At 50.2% G+C, this 15,770-nt stretch carries 14 protein-coding genes; 5 read left to right on the forward strand and 9 right to left on the reverse strand.

Going from position 1 to position 15,770, the window contains the following annotated elements; genetic code table 11:
- Nucleotides 1–68 precede the first annotated feature (68 nt).
- From topB to NQ542_RS09085, 4 genes are read right to left on the reverse strand one after another with little or no spacing between them, the layout of a single operon-like run.
- The gene (gene topB / locus NQ542_RS09070) at nucleotides 69–2,156 is read right to left on the reverse strand and encodes a type IA DNA topoisomerase (RefSeq protein ID WP_004291456.1); all 2,088 of its coding nucleotides are present in this window, start codon (nucleotides 2,154–2,156) and stop codon (nucleotides 69–71) included.
- A 60-nt stretch (nucleotides 2,157–2,216) separates the two neighbouring features.
- On the reverse strand, nucleotides 2,217–3,788 hold the full coding sequence (locus NQ542_RS09075; protein WP_004291455.1) for a DUF3945 domain-containing protein: 1,572 nt from the start codon (nucleotides 3,786–3,788) through the stop codon (nucleotides 2,217–2,219).
- Nucleotides 3,789–3,808: 20 nt separating this feature from the next.
- On the reverse strand, nucleotides 3,809–4,159 hold the full coding sequence (locus NQ542_RS09080; protein ID WP_004291454.1) for a helix-turn-helix domain-containing protein: 351 nt from the start codon (nucleotides 4,157–4,159) through the stop codon (nucleotides 3,809–3,811).
- A gap of 3 nt (nucleotides 4,160–4,162) precedes the next feature.
- Nucleotides 4,163–4,588: a helix-turn-helix domain-containing protein gene (locus NQ542_RS09085; protein WP_004291432.1), complete on the reverse strand. Its 426-nt coding sequence runs from the start codon at nucleotides 4,586–4,588 to the stop codon at nucleotides 4,163–4,165.
- A 138-nt stretch (nucleotides 4,589–4,726) separates the two neighbouring features.
- Here NQ542_RS09085 and NQ542_RS09090 point away from each other — a divergent pair, with 138 nt between their 5' ends.
- Nucleotides 4,727–5,026 carry a helix-turn-helix domain-containing protein gene (locus tag NQ542_RS09090; RefSeq protein WP_004291426.1) on the forward strand — a complete coding sequence of 100 codons (300 nt, stop codon included), beginning with the start codon at nucleotides 4,727–4,729 and terminating at the stop codon, nucleotides 5,024–5,026.
- A gap of 31 nt (nucleotides 5,027–5,057) precedes the next feature.
- Nucleotides 5,058–5,363, forward strand: coding sequence for a helix-turn-helix domain-containing protein (locus NQ542_RS09095; RefSeq protein ID WP_004291424.1), 306 nt, complete (start codon nucleotides 5,058–5,060; stop codon nucleotides 5,361–5,363).
- A 77-nt stretch (nucleotides 5,364–5,440) separates the two neighbouring features.
- Here NQ542_RS09095 and NQ542_RS09100 read toward each other — a convergent pair whose 3' ends face one another.
- Nucleotides 5,441–5,803, reverse strand: coding sequence for a hypothetical protein (locus tag NQ542_RS09100; RefSeq protein WP_004291423.1), 363 nt, complete (start codon nucleotides 5,801–5,803; stop codon nucleotides 5,441–5,443).
- Between the two features lie 11 nt (nucleotides 5,804–5,814).
- On the reverse strand, nucleotides 5,815–7,050 hold the full coding sequence (locus NQ542_RS09105) for a site-specific integrase (RefSeq protein ID WP_004291422.1): 1,236 nt from the start codon (nucleotides 7,048–7,050) through the stop codon (nucleotides 5,815–5,817).
- A gap of 616 nt (nucleotides 7,051–7,666) precedes the next feature.
- Here NQ542_RS09105 and dnaK point away from each other — a divergent pair.
- Nucleotides 7,667–9,583, forward strand: coding sequence for a molecular chaperone DnaK (dnaK, locus tag NQ542_RS09110; protein ID WP_005635972.1), 1,917 nt, complete (start codon nucleotides 7,667–7,669; stop codon nucleotides 9,581–9,583).
- Nucleotides 9,584–9,676: 93 nt separating this feature from the next.
- Here dnaK and NQ542_RS09115 read toward each other — a convergent pair whose 3' ends face one another.
- The 3 genes from NQ542_RS09115 to NQ542_RS09125 are packed head-to-tail and all read right to left on the reverse strand — an operon-like array spanning nucleotide 9,677 to nucleotide 11,304.
- Nucleotides 9,677–10,459 carry an amidohydrolase gene (locus tag NQ542_RS09115; protein ID WP_005651004.1) on the reverse strand — a complete coding sequence of 261 codons (783 nt, stop codon included), beginning with the start codon at nucleotides 10,457–10,459 and terminating at the stop codon, nucleotides 9,677–9,679.
- A gap of 4 nt (nucleotides 10,460–10,463) precedes the next feature.
- The gene (locus NQ542_RS09120) at nucleotides 10,464–11,009 is read right to left on the reverse strand and encodes a lysophospholipid acyltransferase family protein (RefSeq protein WP_005635968.1); all 546 of its coding nucleotides are present in this window, start codon (nucleotides 11,007–11,009) and stop codon (nucleotides 10,464–10,466) included.
- A 10-nt stretch (nucleotides 11,010–11,019) separates the two neighbouring features.
- On the reverse strand, nucleotides 11,020–11,304 hold the full coding sequence (locus tag NQ542_RS09125) for a hypothetical protein (RefSeq protein ID WP_005635966.1): 285 nt from the start codon (nucleotides 11,302–11,304) through the stop codon (nucleotides 11,020–11,022).
- A 127-nt stretch (nucleotides 11,305–11,431) separates the two neighbouring features.
- On the opposite strand from NQ542_RS09125, the gene NQ542_RS09130 reads away from it, so the two are divergent.
- Together NQ542_RS09130 and glgP are read left to right on the forward strand one after the other, a co-directional pair.
- A complete protein-coding gene (locus NQ542_RS09130; protein WP_005635964.1) occupies nucleotides 11,432–13,090 on the forward strand; it encodes a glycosyltransferase in 1,659 nt (552 codons plus the stop codon).
- 107 nt (nucleotides 13,091–13,197) lie between these two features.
- Entirely contained in the window at nucleotides 13,198–15,768 is a 2,571-nt protein-coding gene (gene glgP, locus NQ542_RS09135; protein WP_005635962.1) for an alpha-glucan family phosphorylase, read from the forward strand.
- The last annotated feature ends 2 nt before the right edge of the window (nucleotides 15,769–15,770 follow it).

A 15,770-nucleotide genomic window follows, 5' to 3' on the forward strand; every position in this document is an offset into this window, starting at 1 on the left:
TCCAAAGTATGAGTGTAATCCGGTATCGAAGAACAATTCATTACTCTGAACAAGTGGCAAAGTTAATACTATTTCTTCCGTCCTGAAAATTTCTTGTCCTTTTTAGCCTCCGGGAACACAAAAGTCGTGTTATATTCCCCGTCAAAGGCGACAACAGCATCGAAACTCTTGCCCTGTTTGCTCTTGAACCCTTTGAGCAGCTTGGTATGCCCTTCGGTGAGCAGGTCTTTGATTTCATCGTCGGACAGGGTGCGTCCCGCTTTCAGCCGGAACACGGGCAGTCCGCACTCCGTGTTGTCGCAGCGTACCACCTTGCCGTAGAACCGCATCCTGCCCGTGCCACACTTGGGACACGCGCAGCCGGAGTCACGGCTGCCGAAGAGCTTGTCGCACGAGATCAGTTCGGAGGTTATCTCACGTGTGTACGCCTCTATCTCCTTGCGGAAGGTGTCGTCGGACAGTTCCCCGCGCTCGATACGCGCCAGCTCCTTTTCCCATTCGCCCGTCATGGCAACATCGGCGATGCGCATCGTCTTGACGACGGAATTGAGGGCAAGTCCTTTTTCGGTGGGAACAAGCGACTTCTTGCAGCGTTCCATGTAACCGCGCTTGAAAAGCGTTTCGATGATGGAGGCGCGTGTGGCGGGAGTACCGATGCCACAGTCCTTCATCGCCTGCCGCAGTGCGTCGTCCTCAATTTCCTTGCCCGCCGTTTCCATTGCCGAGAGCAGGGTGGCTTCGGTATGCAGCGGCTTGGGTTTGGTCTTTCCTTCGGTAATGGACGAGCCTTTCGGTGTCAGCGTGTCGCCTTCCTGCCAGCCGGGGATGGTAATTTCCTCTTTTTCCTCGCCATAGACGGCACGCCATCCGGTTTGCTTCACGACGCTGCCTTTTACGGTAAACTCCACTCCGGCACATTCCGCCGTGACAGTGGTCACATCCTTGACGCATTTCTCAGAGAATGCCTCGACCATGCGCCCGGCAATCATCTGATAGATGGTATTGTCCTCTTTGGAGAGGAAGAGCGGTTTCTCACCCGTGACGAGCAGGGCATGGTGGTCTGTCACCTTGCCGTCGTCCACGCTGCGGCGTGTCGGGGCGGCTTTTGCCCGCACCTTGTCTTTCCATTCGGGCTGTGTGCCGATGAAAGCGAGCAGTTTGGGAATTTCGGCAAACACGTCTTCGGGGATGTAGCGGCTTCCCGTTCTCGGATAGGTTATCAACTTCTTTTCGTAGAGTTTCTGCGCGATTTCAAGCGTCTGTTCCGCCGTGAAGCCGTGCTTGGCGTTGGCTTCTTTCTGGAGCGTGGTCAGGTCGTAGAGCAAGGGAGTTTCCTCCGTCTTCTCCTTGCGCTCGGCTTTCGTGACAGTGGCGCAACCTGCCGCCTTTACCTTATTATATAGTTCCATCGCCGGTTCTTTCTCTTTCCATTTCTCGGAGGATGAGAATTTCACGACTTCGCCGTCGCAACCGTCCGTTGCGATATGGAGCTGCCAGAATGCTTCGGACGTAAAGCGGCGGTTCTCCCAGTAGCGTTCACATACCATAGCCAACGTTGGTGTCTGCACCCGCCCCACGGAATACGTGCCGTGTCCGGCGGCGATGGATAACGCCTGTGTGCCGTTGATGCCCACGAGCCAGTCGGATTCGCTCCGCGCTTTGGCGGCGAGGTAGAGGTTGTCGTATTTGCTGCCGTCTTCGAGTTTCCGCAGTCCCTCGCGGATAGCTTTGTCGGTGAGAGAGCTGATCCACAGGCGCACGAAAGGAGTGGTGCAACCCGTATAGTGGTAGAGGTAGCGGAAGATAAGCTCTCCCTCGCGTCCGGCATCGGTCGCCACGATGATATGTTCGCTTGTGTCGAACAGTCTTTTGATGACTTTTATCTGCGACACCACGCCGCTGTCGGGCTTGTAACCTTTCTCCGTCCTGACCTGACGGGGGACGAGCGTGAATGTGTCGGGAATAATCGGGAGGTTGTCACGGACAAATCCGCGCACGCCGTAGCCGTCGGGCATGGCAAGCTGAACGAGGTGTCCGAATGCCCATGTCACGGCATAACCGCCTCCCTCGAAATATCCTTCCTCTCTCTTTGTCGCGCCCACGATGCGGGCGATTTCACGTGCCACGGAGGGCTTTTCTGCAATGATTGTCTTCATGTCTTCTTCTTTTTTGTTGATACTTTGGATTTTATTTTGGATTCAGTGGCGGACACGGGATTACATTTTCATGCCCTTGCCCGTTTTCTTCTGCGGCTTCTCCTGCTGCTGTTGCTGGCGGGCGTCCTTCGGGTTGGTCTGACCTTTCTGCAACGGCTCTCTCAGATTCTTTGTAGCCTCGTTGGTCTTGCCATCGTTGTTCACCGCCACCTGCGTGCGGCTCTCGTTGGACGGAGCAACCTGCTGTGCATTGTCAGGGTTCGTGTCGTAGCGGTACGGGCGTCCCTTCTCCGGGTTGAACTTGATATACATCGTGGCATGGAAGCCCTGCTTGTCGGTCACGTTCTCCAGCTTCACGGCTTTACCCGCCACATAGTCGGCTTTCTGCTGGTCGGTGAAGCTCACGCCGCTCCATTTGCTGATGGGGCGGATGCTGCCGTCCTCGTTCGTCCACGTGTTGCGGCGTTGCTCCTTCTTGGTCTGTGCGGCATTTTCCCCGCCCTGCGCCTGACTTTTCGATGTGTCGCCTTTGGTTTCCTGTGTCTGTGCGGTACGGGGCGACTTGCCGGTTCCCGGCACGAACTCCACGCCGCGCTGCTCCACGTTCACTTGCAGGGTGGTGACGAACTTTCTGCCGTCGTTGCGCTCGATGAGCTTGTCGCGTACGGGCAGTCCGGCGCGGAGCATGTCCCGCTCCTGCGTGGTGATTTCCGTCTTGCCGATGCGCTCCGGGATGCGCACCCTGCTTGCCGGAATGTCCGTGATTTCATTCGTCTTGCGGTCGATGCTGATGTAGGAGGGGATGATCTCGCCCGTTTCCCTGTCCACAATGTCCACGACCCTACCGAGATTGCCCGTTTCGCGGAGGTTCTTCCGGTCATTGTCGGAGAATTTGTGTTCCTTGTACTCATCCAGCTTCTGCTCCTTGCGGATGAAGTGCGGCACGAGGCTGATGTTTCCCTCACCGTCCTTCTTGAAGGAGAGGCGGGCGTCCAGCTCGAATGATTCGCCGCCGAAGGTCGGTTTGACCTTTACCAAGTCGGACTTGCCATAGTTGAGCATCTTCGTAAGGTCGCCGGACTTTTCAAGGTTGTCCCGCTTTACGCCCCATCTGTCCTCCAGCTCCTGCCAGTTGATTTTACTCTCGTCGATGGGCTGGTAGCCACGTTTGCCCTGCATCTGTTCGGATTTGTCCTGTTGCTGTTCTTTCCGTTGTTCCATGTTCTCCTGTTTTTGAGGTTCTTGTTTCTCTGTCTGTTGTGCTGCCATCTCTTCCTGCACCTTCTTCTCATAGTCGGAGGTGTCCACCTTGTGAGGGGCGAGCAGCTCCTTGTTCGCTTCGGGGTCTTTCAGCAGTTGCTTCATCACCTCTAAGAGATTTTCAGCTTGGTCTGCCGCAATGCGGTAGAAACCGAAGCGGCTGGGTTCCTTGCACTGCCGGAAGAAGTTCTTGAAGAAGTTGTCCAGCACGTCGCCATGTCGGTCGAATTGCAGGAAACTCTGCGCGTTCTCCGCTTTTGCGGGGGTGCGCTTGGGTGTGCCGTCCGCGTTCAGCCCGGCTACCACGCTGATCTCGCCTGTCTTCTCGTCACGGACTACCAGCACGTCCTTTTCGTCTTTTTTCTTTGCCATCTGAAAAATGTTTTAATGGGTTATTTATGAAAGAAATTATGGATACGAGCCTTGTAGAAGGCTATATCTTCCTTTTTGAAGTCCTTGATATGGTTGGAAAGGAATGTCAGCACGTCCTCCTCGCTGTAATAGGTCTTCTTGCCCAGCGTCTTGTAGGGCAATGCGCCTACGCTGCGGTAGCGTTGGAGGGTGCGTTTGCTTATCTGGAGCAACATGCACAAATCCTGATTGTCGAAAAGGCGGATGCTTTCCGTGATAGTGGGCTGTTTCCCCTCAGCCTTCATCGCCAGCAGCAGTTCGTCCTGACGGTCGAGCCGTTCCATCAGCTTCTGCATCCAGCCCTCGAAGTTGTTTCGTGTGAGCAGTTCCATGACCTATGTCCTCCTTCCTTTTGGTTTGCCGCCCGTGCGCAGCGTGTGGTTGTGGAACAGGGTGTCTATTGTCCCTTCCTCGTTCCTTACTGTGTTGTCCTCCAATAGCCGCAGTATCTCGGAAAGGCGGTAGCGGCAGCTTCCGCGTACCACCACATACTCGATACGGTGGTCGGTGCGCATACGCTGCATGGTGCGCTTGCTCACGTTGAGCATCTTCGCCGCCTGTGCCGTGTCAAGCAGCTTGTCTTCGGTTTCCCGCTTCCGTTTCTTCTCGTCCCTTGCCTCGCGGATGTACCCTGCGATGTTCGCAATCTGCGCCATCATCTCCTTGTAGGCGGAACTTTCCATTGTTATCACTTTCATGTTCAGTCCTTTCTTTTTGTTTCTGCGACAAAATTCGGCAATAAACAAAAGGGGCTTTAACAACTCACTACGTGACTCACGTAAGATTTTTGCGGAAGATGGCTCCGTAACCCGGTCAAACGGCGCAACAGGCAGCCTTTCAGCGGAAAACGATACGTCTTGTATGCCGTTTCGTTACCTTTGCGGCAAACTCTAAATGACATGAATATGGAAATAGTATCTATCGAGAAAAAGACTTTCGAGATGATGGTGGCGGCATTCGGCGCACTCTCGGAGAAGGTCGCCGCCCTGAGGCGCAAAAGCGACACGGGGCGCATGGAAAGATGGCTCACGGGCGAGGAGGTCTGCGGGCAGTTGAGAATAAGCCCGCGCACGTTGCAGACGCTGCGTGACAGGCGGCTTATCGGCTACTCGCAGATAAACCGCAGGTTCTATTACAAGCCAGAGGAGGTGAAGCGGCTGATACCGCTTGTCGGCACGCTCTATCCGCACGGCAGATGATTTGATTTATTCACCCACTGAATCCGAAGTTATGATGAACGAGAACAACGATGTTTTTACGATGGAAGACGAGCCGATAGCCTCTGTGGTGCAGGATATGCGCAAAGGCTCGAAATGGCTGTCCGCATTTCTGGAAAGCTACCGTCCTCCGCTGGACGGGGAACGTTACCTGACGGACGGCGAGGTGTCGGAACTGCTCCGTGTGAGCCGGCGCACCTTGCAGGAATACCGCAACAACCGCGTGTTGCCCTTCATACTTTTGGGAGGGAAGGTGCTTTACCCGGAAACGGGGCTGCGCGGGGTACTGGAAGCGAACTACCGCAAGCCGCTGGAGTGAGGCGGTTTCATGAAAAAGTAAACGGGTGACACCTTTTGTGGTGCTACCCGTTTACTTGTCTTATGGGGTATGTGCAATCAGCAATACCCGGCTTTTCCGTTCTGTATGAACATCACGTATGTCTGCCGTTTCTCTTGTGAGAGTGCCTTTCCCACCAGCCATGTGCGGAACAGGTGGGTGTTGTAGGTATTCACCCTGAAAGCGACCGGGATGATGATTTCAAGGGCGTACACGTCCGCGTGCAGCCCGTTTTCAAGCTGCATGTAGCGGCACACCTCGTAGTCGTTCAGCACGTCCGACTTGCGGACGGCTCTGATGGCGGCGTTCACTGCCGGGACGGTCGTATGGAACAATCCGGCTATTTCGGTGGCGGTCATCCACACGTCGTTACCGGTTACGCTGACTGCCTTGTCCTCGATGATGATTGTGTCACGTTTCATGGCTTTTCTTTTTAGATGGTGCAACCTGCAAATTCCTCGACGCCGTTCAATCTTGCGGCAAGGTTCTCCATGTCCTGATTGAGCTTCTCTTTGGTTATCTTTGCGTAAATCTGCGTCGTCTTTATGCTCTTGTGTCCGAGCATGGAGCTGACCGTTTCGATGGGAACACCGTTGGAGAGGAATATCGTCGTGGCTGCCGTGTGGCGGCTCTGATGCCACGTGATATGCTTGGTGATGCCGCAACGCTTGGCGACGGCACGGATACCGGCAAGGCACGTGTTATAATGCGGAACGGGAAATATCCTGCCGTCCCCGCACAGTCCCCGGTATTTGCCGATTATGCGGTTGGCGATGTCGAGCAGGCGGATGTTGGACACCACGCCCGTTTTCTGGCGGTTGATGTTTATCCACTCGTGTTCGTCGAAGTAGGTGCGGATATTCTCTTCCGTAAGGTTGCGCATATCCGCGAACGACAGCCCCGTGAAGGCGCAGAACAGGTAGAGGTCGCGGTACAATTCCTGTTTGGCGTTTTTCAGTTTCCCCTCCATCAGCAGGCGGATCTCATCTTTGGTCAGGAAACTGCGTGTTGTTTCCTCCTTCTTGATTTCATACTCGCGGAACGGGTCGCGCGTCAGCCACTCGTTGTTGATGGCGATGAATACCATCGTCCGTAACGGGCAGACGTACAGCCACACGGTATTGGTGCAGCAGTGCTTGTCCGTGCGCAGGAACATCTCGAAGTCGGAGATGAAAGCCGGGGTAAGCTCTTTTAGGGCGATGTCCTTCACATGGTAGCGGATGTCGAGGAACTCTTGCATGTGCTTGTAAACGGTGCGGTACTTCAGCAGCGTGCCTTTGGCTTTCATGCCTGCCTCCACCTGCTTCTCGTAGTCCTCGTTGTGCTGGCGGAACACCTGCATCAGCGTGTGGTAGCGGTGTTCCAGTCCGAGAAAGGCGTTCTTCACCTTCTCCGCCGTGACGAAGTTGTCACGCTCCATGATTTCCTGATAATGCCTGTTGATGCGTACCCGCATCTTGTCAAGCATACGGTTCGTTTCGAGTGCCGCCGTGCTTCTGCCCGTGACACGTCCACCTTTGGTGTCCCACAGTTTCGGATCGACAGTCAGTTTGCAGCTGAACTGTGTCTGGCTGCCGTCCACCGTGATGCGTCCCATGACGGGAACTGTCCCGTCCTTTTTCACTACCTGACGCTTGAGGTAGTAGATTACTGAAAATGTACTCTTCATTGTCCTTAATTTTTGGGTTTCAAAATTAGTTGGTGAAGAGTCCGGTGTTGGTACGCAAAACGGGGAGGAACGGCGCAATCTTTTTCCGTAACCTGATTTTTCGCATGAGTTATGGATAACTCACTATTCCTTAGAGCCTTGTTTCGCTATTCGTACCCGTTTGTCGCATTTTCGGGCATGGTTACGAACAAGTAACGTAGCGGCGTCAGGATTTGGCTTCGGCAGGGATTGTAATGGCTTCACGGATTATCGCCACTTCAACCAAAACCCTTGTAACTCAATTCTATCACTATATCTTTCCGCATTTCACTTTTTTGTAGTAACTTTGCACACCCAAATAACAAAAACTTGAGTGAGTGTTAATTTTTTATCTACAAATACCACAGTTCCTTAAGAACTATAGAATAATAAAGGCCTATAACATTTCATGCATAACCCGTCATATCTTTCACATGACGGCAAATGTCTAAACTGACGTATTGTCACACTTCCTGCCACCTGAACTTTTACAAACCGATCCTTGTTACTTTGGCATATGATTTGTAGAACAGTTAATGCAGCTCGAAAGAGAAAAGCAAGTACAGGAAAATAATAACAATTAAAATAATAGAAAATTATGGGAAAAATTATCGGAATCGACTTAGGAACAACCAACTCTTGTGTTGCCGTACTGGAAGGTAACGAACCGGTTGTAATTGCAAACAGCGAAGGTAAAAGAACGACTCCTTCAATCGTTGCATTCGTTGAAGGTGGTGAACGTAAGGTTGGTGATCCTGCAAAACGTCAGGCTATCACAAACCCGGAAAAAACAATATTCTCTATCAAACGTTTCATGGGTGAAACCTATGATCAGGTTCAGAAAGAAATTGGTCGAGTTCCTTATAAAGTAGTCCGCGGTGACAACAACACACCACGTGTCGATATCGAAGGACGCCTTTATACTCCTCAGGAAATTTCAGCAATGGTACTTCAGAAGATGAAGAAAACAGCTGAAGACTATTTAGGACAGGAAGTAACGGAAGCCGTTATCACCGTTCCGGCATACTTTAGCGACGCACAACGTCAAGCGACTAAGGAAGCTGGTGAAATTGCAGGCTTGAACGTTCGCCGTATCGTAAACGAACCGACTGCCGCATCTTTGGCTTACGGTTTGGACAAAACGAACAAAGACATGAAGATCGCCGTATTCGACTTGGGTGGCGGTACATTCGATATTTCTATCTTGGAATTAGGAGACGGTGTGTTTGAAGTAAAATCCACAAACGGTGACACTCACTTGGGTGGTGACGACTTCGACCATGTGATCATCGACTGGTTGGCTGAAGAGTTCCTGCGCGAAGAAGGCGTCGACCTGCGTAAGGATCCGATGGCTTTGCAACGTTTGAAAGAAGCGGCCGAAAAAGCTAAGATCGAATTGTCAAGCACGACAAGCACGGAGATCAACCTGCCGTATATCATGCCGGTAAACGGTGTTCCAAAGCACTTGGTCAAGACACTGACACGTGCTAAATTCGAACAGCTTGCAGACAGTCTGATCCAGGCTTGTATCGAACCATGCCGTCAGTCTTTGAAAGATGCAGGTTTGAGCACTTCCGACATCGACGAAGTCATCCTCGTAGGTGGTTCGACACGTATTCCGGCTGTACAGGCCATCGTTGAGAAGTTCTTCGGCAAGGCTCCGTCAAAAGGTGTTAACCCGGACGAAGTGGTAGCTGTAGGTGCTGCTATCCAGGGGGGGGTATTGACAGGTGAAGTAAAAGACGTTCTGTTGCTCGATGTTACTCCGTTGTCACTGGGTATCGAAACAATGGGTGGTGTAATGACCAAGCTGATCGAAGCCAATACGACTATTCCTACCAAGAAGTCTGAAACATTCACGACTGCCGTTGACAACCAGCCTTCTGTAGAAATCCACGTATTGCAGGGCGAACGTTCACTGGCTAAAGACAACAAATCGATCGGCCGTTTCCACCTCGACGGAATTCCAGCCGCACAGCGTGGCGTTCCTCAGATCGAAGTTACTTTCGATATCGATGCAAACGGTATCTTGAACGTATCGGCTAAAGACAAAGGAACCGGCAAAGTACAGAGCATCCGTATCGAGGCTTCCAGCGGCTTGAGCGACGACGAAGTAAAACGTATGAAAGAAGAAGCTCAGGCTAATGCCGAAGCAGACAAGAAGGAAAAAGAACGCATCGACAAACTGAACCAGGCCGACAGCATGATCTTCCAGACCGAAAAACAGTTGAAGGATCTAGGCGACAAACTCCCGGCTGACAAGAAGGCTCCTATCGAAACAGCCCTGAACAAGCTGAAAGAAGCTCACAAGGCTCAGGATATCGCTGGTATCGATGCAGCTATGGCAGAACTGAACAGCGTATTCCAGGCAGCAAGCCAGGAAATGTACAATGCCCAGAACGCCCAAGGTGGTGCACAACCGGGTCCTGACTTCGGTCAACAAACTGGTGGCAACGCCGGCAACAACAAGCAGGATGGTGGTGTAACGGATGTTGACTTTGAGGAAGTGAAATAAACATATATTTTCACATAACACAAAAAAGCGATTGCCGGTTATTTCCGACAATCGCTTTTTTGTGTTCAAATCCGAAATCCTATCAGGGAAATATCACTTGATCTCAAACGTATCCGCGTCCTTCCATGCAGGAAACTTCCCCCTTAGATCTTCCAGGTCTGCACGGGTAAGCGTACATGTGCGAGTGACCTCCTCACGCTTGCCGGCATCCGCCAGCTTTTTCCCTTTCGGAGAGAAGATCATGGAATCGCCCCGGTAAACAAAGCCCTTACCGTCGATCCCTACCCGGTTCACCCCGCAGACATACGCCATATTTTCCATTGCACGTGCCTGGAGCAACGTCTTCCATACTTTTTTACGCGCCTCGGGCCAGTTGGCGACATAGATCAACAGATCGTATTCGTTGTCCACGTTCCGGCTCCAAACCGGGAAACGAAGATCATAACAAACTTGCAAACAGATATTCCAGTCCTTATACCGTACGATCGTCCGTTTATCCCCGGCTGTGAAATGCTGGTCTTCGCCCGCCATCCGGAACAAATGTCGCTTGTCATACAAATAAGTTTCACCTTCGGGCGTGACGAAAAAAGCACGGTTGAAATATTTCCCGCCTTCTTTTGCAATGAAACTACCTGCCACAGCAAGCTTATATTTCTTCGCCCACCTCTTTATAGTAGGAATAGTAGGCCCGTCCATCGTGTCGGCCAGCTTTTCCACATCCATAGAAAAACCCGTTGTAAACGTTTCCGGCAAAACGGCTATGTCCGTCTTACCGCTGACCCGTCGGAGCAGTTCTCCATAATAACCCAGATTTTCATCTCTGTCCTCCCAAATAATATGAGACTGGACCATACTGATACGCAAATTGTCTGCCATGATATTAAATTTGAACAAAGTTTTCCGGGTGACAAGCTGTCACTCCTCTGTAATGCTCACGGATATCACGGATATCTTTATCCGCATCACCCGTAGGATAGAATACCCCTTTAAAACCGGCCTCTTTCTTTTTGTAATCGAAATAAGCCATCAGGATAGGCACGTTGGCTTTCTGTGCGATATAGTAAAATCCCTTCTTCCAGTCATTCACCCGTTTGCGTGTACCTTCAGGAGTTACGGCCAGCTGGAATTCTTTCCGCCGATTGAACTGGCCAACCATCTGATCCGTCACCGAAGTCCGCTTACTGCGGTCAACAGGCACTCCGCCCAACCAGTCAAACAACAGGTTGAACGGAAAAAAGAACCATTCCTTTTTAATCAGGAAACTGGCGTTACGGCCAATCGAGGTATAAAACAGTTTTCCTACGATAAAATCCCAATTGCTGGTATGCGGAGCCACACATATCACACATTTAGGCACATCCTCCACTACCGGCCCAAGTTTCCAGCCGGCCAAGCGAAGAAGTGCCTTACTTATAGCTTTCTTCATTCTTTACTTTCTATTTGCTCAACTCTCCGATTTCAGTTGCTATTGCATTTATTTCCGTTTGCAGGTCCGCCCGCAATTTACAATAATATTCTTTCACCCGTTTCTTGTTTTCTTTTCCGTCCGGACGGTTGGCACGGCGAATAAATTCATCTTGCATATCAAGTACTCTCGCCATCACCACGTCGGCTTTCTCCGAATTGACACCCGGAAGATACAGCTTACAAAACAAAGCTTCCGAAAACAAATCGCCAGCCACATAGCTGATGTCTCTCTTTAAAATTCTTCTTTTAGCCATAGTTGTTTACATTAAAATATCTACAAATCTACATAATTCATTCATTAAACAAACCCTATAGTTGAAAAAAAGACAAAAATTCGTATCTTTGTCACCCTAAAATATCTGATTATAAACAAAATCGTTTATGGATAATACAACAACAACGCCAGAATATCTTTTCGAGAGCAGTTGGGAAGTATGTAATAAAGTTGGCGGTATCTATACCGTCCTTTCAACAAAAGCGCATACGTTGCAACGATCGTTTAAAGATAAGCTGATCTTTATAGGACCCGATGTGTGGACCGATACAAACGCTCCCGACTTTATTGAAGATGATGTTCTGTTTGCTGACTGGAAAACTTATACGAAGACCACAGAAAATCTGAAAGTGAAAGTAGGCCGATGGAATGTCCCGGGGACACCTCCCGTAATCTTAGTGGATTTCAAACCTTTCTTCAAAGAAAAAGATTCCTTTTTCTTCTCGATGTGGGAAAGTTTCCGAGTGGATTCGATCCATGCGTACGGTGACTACGACGAGTCTTGTATCTTCGCTTACGCGGTAGGTAAGGTCATCGAAAGTTTTTATCATTTTTACAAGCTGGAAAACAAAAAGGTTGCCGCTCTGTTCAATGAATGGATGCTGGGAATGGGTGCGCTCTACATCAAAAAACAACTCCCCGCCGTCGCAACGCTCTTCACGACACACGCCACATCTATCGGCCGTTCCATCGCCGGAAACAACAAAGCCCTGTATGCTTATATGGATGGCTACAACGGCGACCAGATGGCCGGGGAGCTGAATATGGAGGCGAAACATTCGTTGGAAAAACAGACAGCCTTGCATGTGGACTGCTTTACTACCGTGAGCGACATCACTGCCCGCGAGTGTAAACAATTGCTGGACAAAGCACCGGACATCGTCACGCCGAACGGCTTCGAGCCCAACTTCGTCCCGTCCGACAAAGAATACGACAAGAAGCGTATGGCAGCCCGCCGCGACCTGCTCAACGTCGCAGAGAAACTGCTCGGATGCCCCATCTCACCGGATGCTTTCCTGGTTTCAACCAGCGGTCGTTACGAATACCGCAATAAAGGTATCGACGTCTTTATCGAAGCAATGAACCGGGTACGCACTTCTGGCAGACTCCAGCGCGAAGTCGTCGCCTTCATCATGGTTCCGGCTTGGGTACGCGATGCACGTGCAGACCTGAAAGAAGTCATCGACAAGAATATCCGCACCACCTCCCCCATGCAAATGCCATTCGTCACGCATTGGCTGAATCAGATGGAACAGGACAAGGTGCTGAACTATATCTCCCATGCCGGCTTCACCAATTCAGCGACCGACAAGCTGAAGATCATTTTTGTTCCTTGCTACCTGGACGGACGCGACGGTATCCTCAACAAACCCTACTACGATCTGCTGATCGGTATGGATGCGACCGTCTATCCCTCCTACTACGAACCCTGGGGATACACTCCGCTGGAAAGTATCGCATTCGGGATTCCGACTATTACCACCGATCTTGCAGGTTTCGGTCTATGGGCTAAGAAGCATGTGACAGGCAACAACATCAGTGAAGGCGTAGCCGTCGTGAACCGTGACGATTTTAATTATTTCGAAGTAGCAGATGCCATCACGTCTTCGATCCTGGCACTTGCAGGAAAGGACAAAAAGGAAACGGCAGAGATCCGGAAACGCAGTTTCTGCCTGGCTGCAAAAGCAGAATGGAGCAAATTCATTGTCTACTATGAAGAGGCTTTCAGAATTGCTTTGGAGCATGCAAGCAAAAGAAATAATTAAAATACGCTCATAATTAAACAGATAATCTCTATCTTTGCAACGTTTTAGGCAAAAAAGAGATGATACAATATTAAAATATAAATTGAAACATTTTAAACTTCACAATAATGAAAATCAAAGCGAATAACGCAAACAGCCCGATTTGGAAAGATGTTTATTCTCATTCTATGCTTCCCGAACAATTACAGCCGTTATACGAAATGGCTACAAACCTATGGTGGGTATGGAACCATGAAGGAGCCAAATTATTCGGTAAGATCGATTCTGAACTTTGGGCATCAACTGAAGGTAACCCAGTACTTTTACTTCAAAGTTTATCCTACAAACGTATTGAGGAAATCCTGGCAGATGACGTCCTGATGGCCGAAATCAAAGCTGTTTACTCAATATTCAAGGATTATGTAAATGTCAAGCCGGATCAGACAAAACCATCTGTTGCCTATTTCAGCATGGAATATGGTTTGACCAACGTGTTGAAAATCTATTCCGGCGGCCTGGGTGTACTGGCCGGTGACTATTTGAAAGAAGCCAGCGACAGCAACATCGACCTGACTGCAGTAGGTTTCTTGTATCGCTACGGTTACTTTACCCAGTCTCTGTCTATGGACGGACAACAGATTGCCAATTACGAACCGCAAAACTTCAACGCACTGCCCCTTACTCAGGTAATGCAGGCTAACGGCGAACCGATGGTATTGGAGGTTCCTTACCCCGGACGCACCGTTTATGCGCACATCTGGAAAGTAAGCGTCGGACGCGTTCCTCTATATTTGATGGATACGGATATTCCCCAGAACAGCGAATGGGATCGCTCCATCACTCACCAGCTGTATGGCGGCGATTGGGAAAACCGTATGAAACAGGAATATCTGCTGGGTATCGGTGGTATCCTGATGCTGAACAAATTAGGAATCAAGAAACAGATTTATCACTGCAACGAAGGACACGCAGCATTGATCAACGCGCAGCGTCTGGTAGACTTCATCCAGAACGACGGTCTGTCATTCAACCAAGCATTGGAAGTCGTACGCGCTTCCGCCCTATACACCGTCCACACACCGGTTCCGGCTGGTCACGACTACTTCGATGAAGGCCTGTTCGGTCGTTATATGGGTGAATTCCCCGGCAAGTTAGGTATCAGCTGGCAGGAATTTATCGACATGGGACGTGAAAATCCAGGCTCCAACGAGAAGTTCTCCATGAGTGTATTCGCTTTGAACACTTGCCAGGAAGCAAACGGCGTAAGCTGGTTGCATGGAAAAGTATCCCAGCGCATGTTCGCTCCGGTATGGAAAGGCTACTTCCCCGATGAGCTGCACGTAGGATATGTGACCAACGGCGTACATATGCCGACTTGGGCTTCTACCGAATGGAAACGTTTCTTTGCAGAACATTTCGACAAGAAGTTCTTCAAAGACCAGTCCAACAAGAAATACTGGGAAGCGATCCAGAATGTTGCCGACGAAGAAATTTGGTCTATCCGCAAGACATTGAAGAACAAACTGATTACATATATCAAGAATCAATACAAGACAAACTGGCTGAAAAACCAAGGAGATCCTGCAAAGGTTGTCTCTATCCTGGACAAAATCAACCCGAACGCCCTGCTGATCGGTTTCGGCCGCCGTTTCGCAACTTACAAACGTGCCCACTTGCTGTTCACAGATCTGGACCGTCTGGCCAAGATCGTAAACAACGAACAATATCCGATCCAGTTCGTATTCACCGGTAAAGCCCACCCGGCCGATGGTGGCGGACAGGGCTTGATCAAACATATTGTCGAGATTTCCCGCCGTCCGGAATTCTTAGGAAAGATCATCTTCCTGGAAAACTACGATATGCGTCTGGCTCGTCACCTGATCGCAGGTGTCGATGTTTGGTTGAACACTCCGACCCGTCCTCTGGAAGCATCCGGTACATCCGGCGAAAAAGCAGAGATGAACGGTGTCCTGAACTTCTCCGTATTGGACGGATGGTGGTATGAAGGTTACAAACAGGGTGCAGGTTGGGCATTGACCGACAAGCGTACTTACGAAAACCAGCAGTATCAGGATCAGCTGGATGCCGCTACTATCTACCACATACTGGAAACAGAGATTATCCCGACTTACTATGCAAGAAACAGCAAGGGCTACTCTCCCGAATGGATCCAGTACATCAAGAATTCGATGTCCGAAATCGCTCCCGACTATACGATGAAACGTATGTTGGACGACTATATCGACCGCTTCTACAACAAGTTGGCAACCCGTTCCGCTCACTTGCACGAAAACGGTTTTGCCGAAGCCAAAGCAATCGCTGCCTGGAAAGAAGAAGTGGCAGAACATTGGGATAGCTTCCAGGTAGAATCGTTTACATGCAGCCAGGACTTGGCTATCGACGGTCCGGTTGTCGGCAAAGAATATAACTTCAATCTGGTTATCGACCGCCATGAACTGAAAGGTATGTTGGGAGTAGAAATGGTTGTCACGAAAGAAAATCCGGATAACCATCAGTTGGAATTACTGGCAACAGAACAATTCAAGCTGATAAAAGAAGAAGGTTCCAAACTGTTCTTCGAACTGAAAACAGCTTCAAGCGAAGCAGGCCTTCACAAGATGGGCTTCCGCGTTTACCCTGTGAACAAAGAATTGCCTCATCGCATGGACTTCGCTTTCGTCCGCTGGATCCAGTTGTAATC

Origin of the sequence: Parabacteroides merdae ATCC 43184, from assembly GCF_025151215.1 — a bacterium.
Classification (GTDB): Bacteria; Bacteroidota; Bacteroidia; order Bacteroidales; family Tannerellaceae; genus Parabacteroides; species Parabacteroides merdae.

Coding starts and splice junctions, on each gene's coding strand:
- topB (WP_004291456.1), bottom strand. CDS start 2,156: ATGAAGACAATCATTGCAGAAAAGCCCTCCGTGGCACGTGAAATCGCC.
- NQ542_RS09075 (WP_004291455.1), bottom strand. CDS start 3,788: ATGGCAAAGAAAAAAGACGAAAAGGACGTGCTGGTAGTCCGTGACGAG.
- NQ542_RS09080 (WP_004291454.1), bottom strand. CDS start 4,159: ATGGAACTGCTCACACGAAACAACTTCGAGGGCTGGATGCAGAAGCTG.
- NQ542_RS09090 (WP_004291426.1), top strand. CDS start 4,727: ATGAATATGGAAATAGTATCTATCGAGAAAAAGACTTTCGAGATGATG.
- NQ542_RS09095 (WP_004291424.1), top strand. CDS start 5,058: ATGATGAACGAGAACAACGATGTTTTTACGATGGAAGACGAGCCGATA.
- NQ542_RS09100 (WP_004291423.1), bottom strand. CDS start 5,803: ATGAAACGTGACACAATCATCATCGAGGACAAGGCAGTCAGCGTAACC.
- NQ542_RS09105 (WP_004291422.1), bottom strand. CDS start 7,050: ATGAAGAGTACATTTTCAGTAATCTACTACCTCAAGCGTCAGGTAGTG.
- dnaK (WP_005635972.1), top strand. CDS start 7,667: ATGGGAAAAATTATCGGAATCGACTTAGGAACAACCAACTCTTGTGTT.
- NQ542_RS09115 (WP_005651004.1), bottom strand. CDS start 10,459: ATGGCAGACAATTTGCGTATCAGTATGGTCCAGTCTCATATTATTTGG.
- NQ542_RS09120 (WP_005635968.1), bottom strand. CDS start 11,009: ATGAAGAAAGCTATAAGTAAGGCACTTCTTCGCTTGGCCGGCTGGAAA.
- NQ542_RS09125 (WP_005635966.1), bottom strand. CDS start 11,304: ATGGCTAAAAGAAGAATTTTAAAGAGAGACATCAGCTATGTGGCTGGC.
- NQ542_RS09130 (WP_005635964.1), top strand. CDS start 11,432: ATGGATAATACAACAACAACGCCAGAATATCTTTTCGAGAGCAGTTGG.
- glgP (WP_005635962.1), top strand. CDS start 13,198: ATGAAAATCAAAGCGAATAACGCAAACAGCCCGATTTGGAAAGATGTT.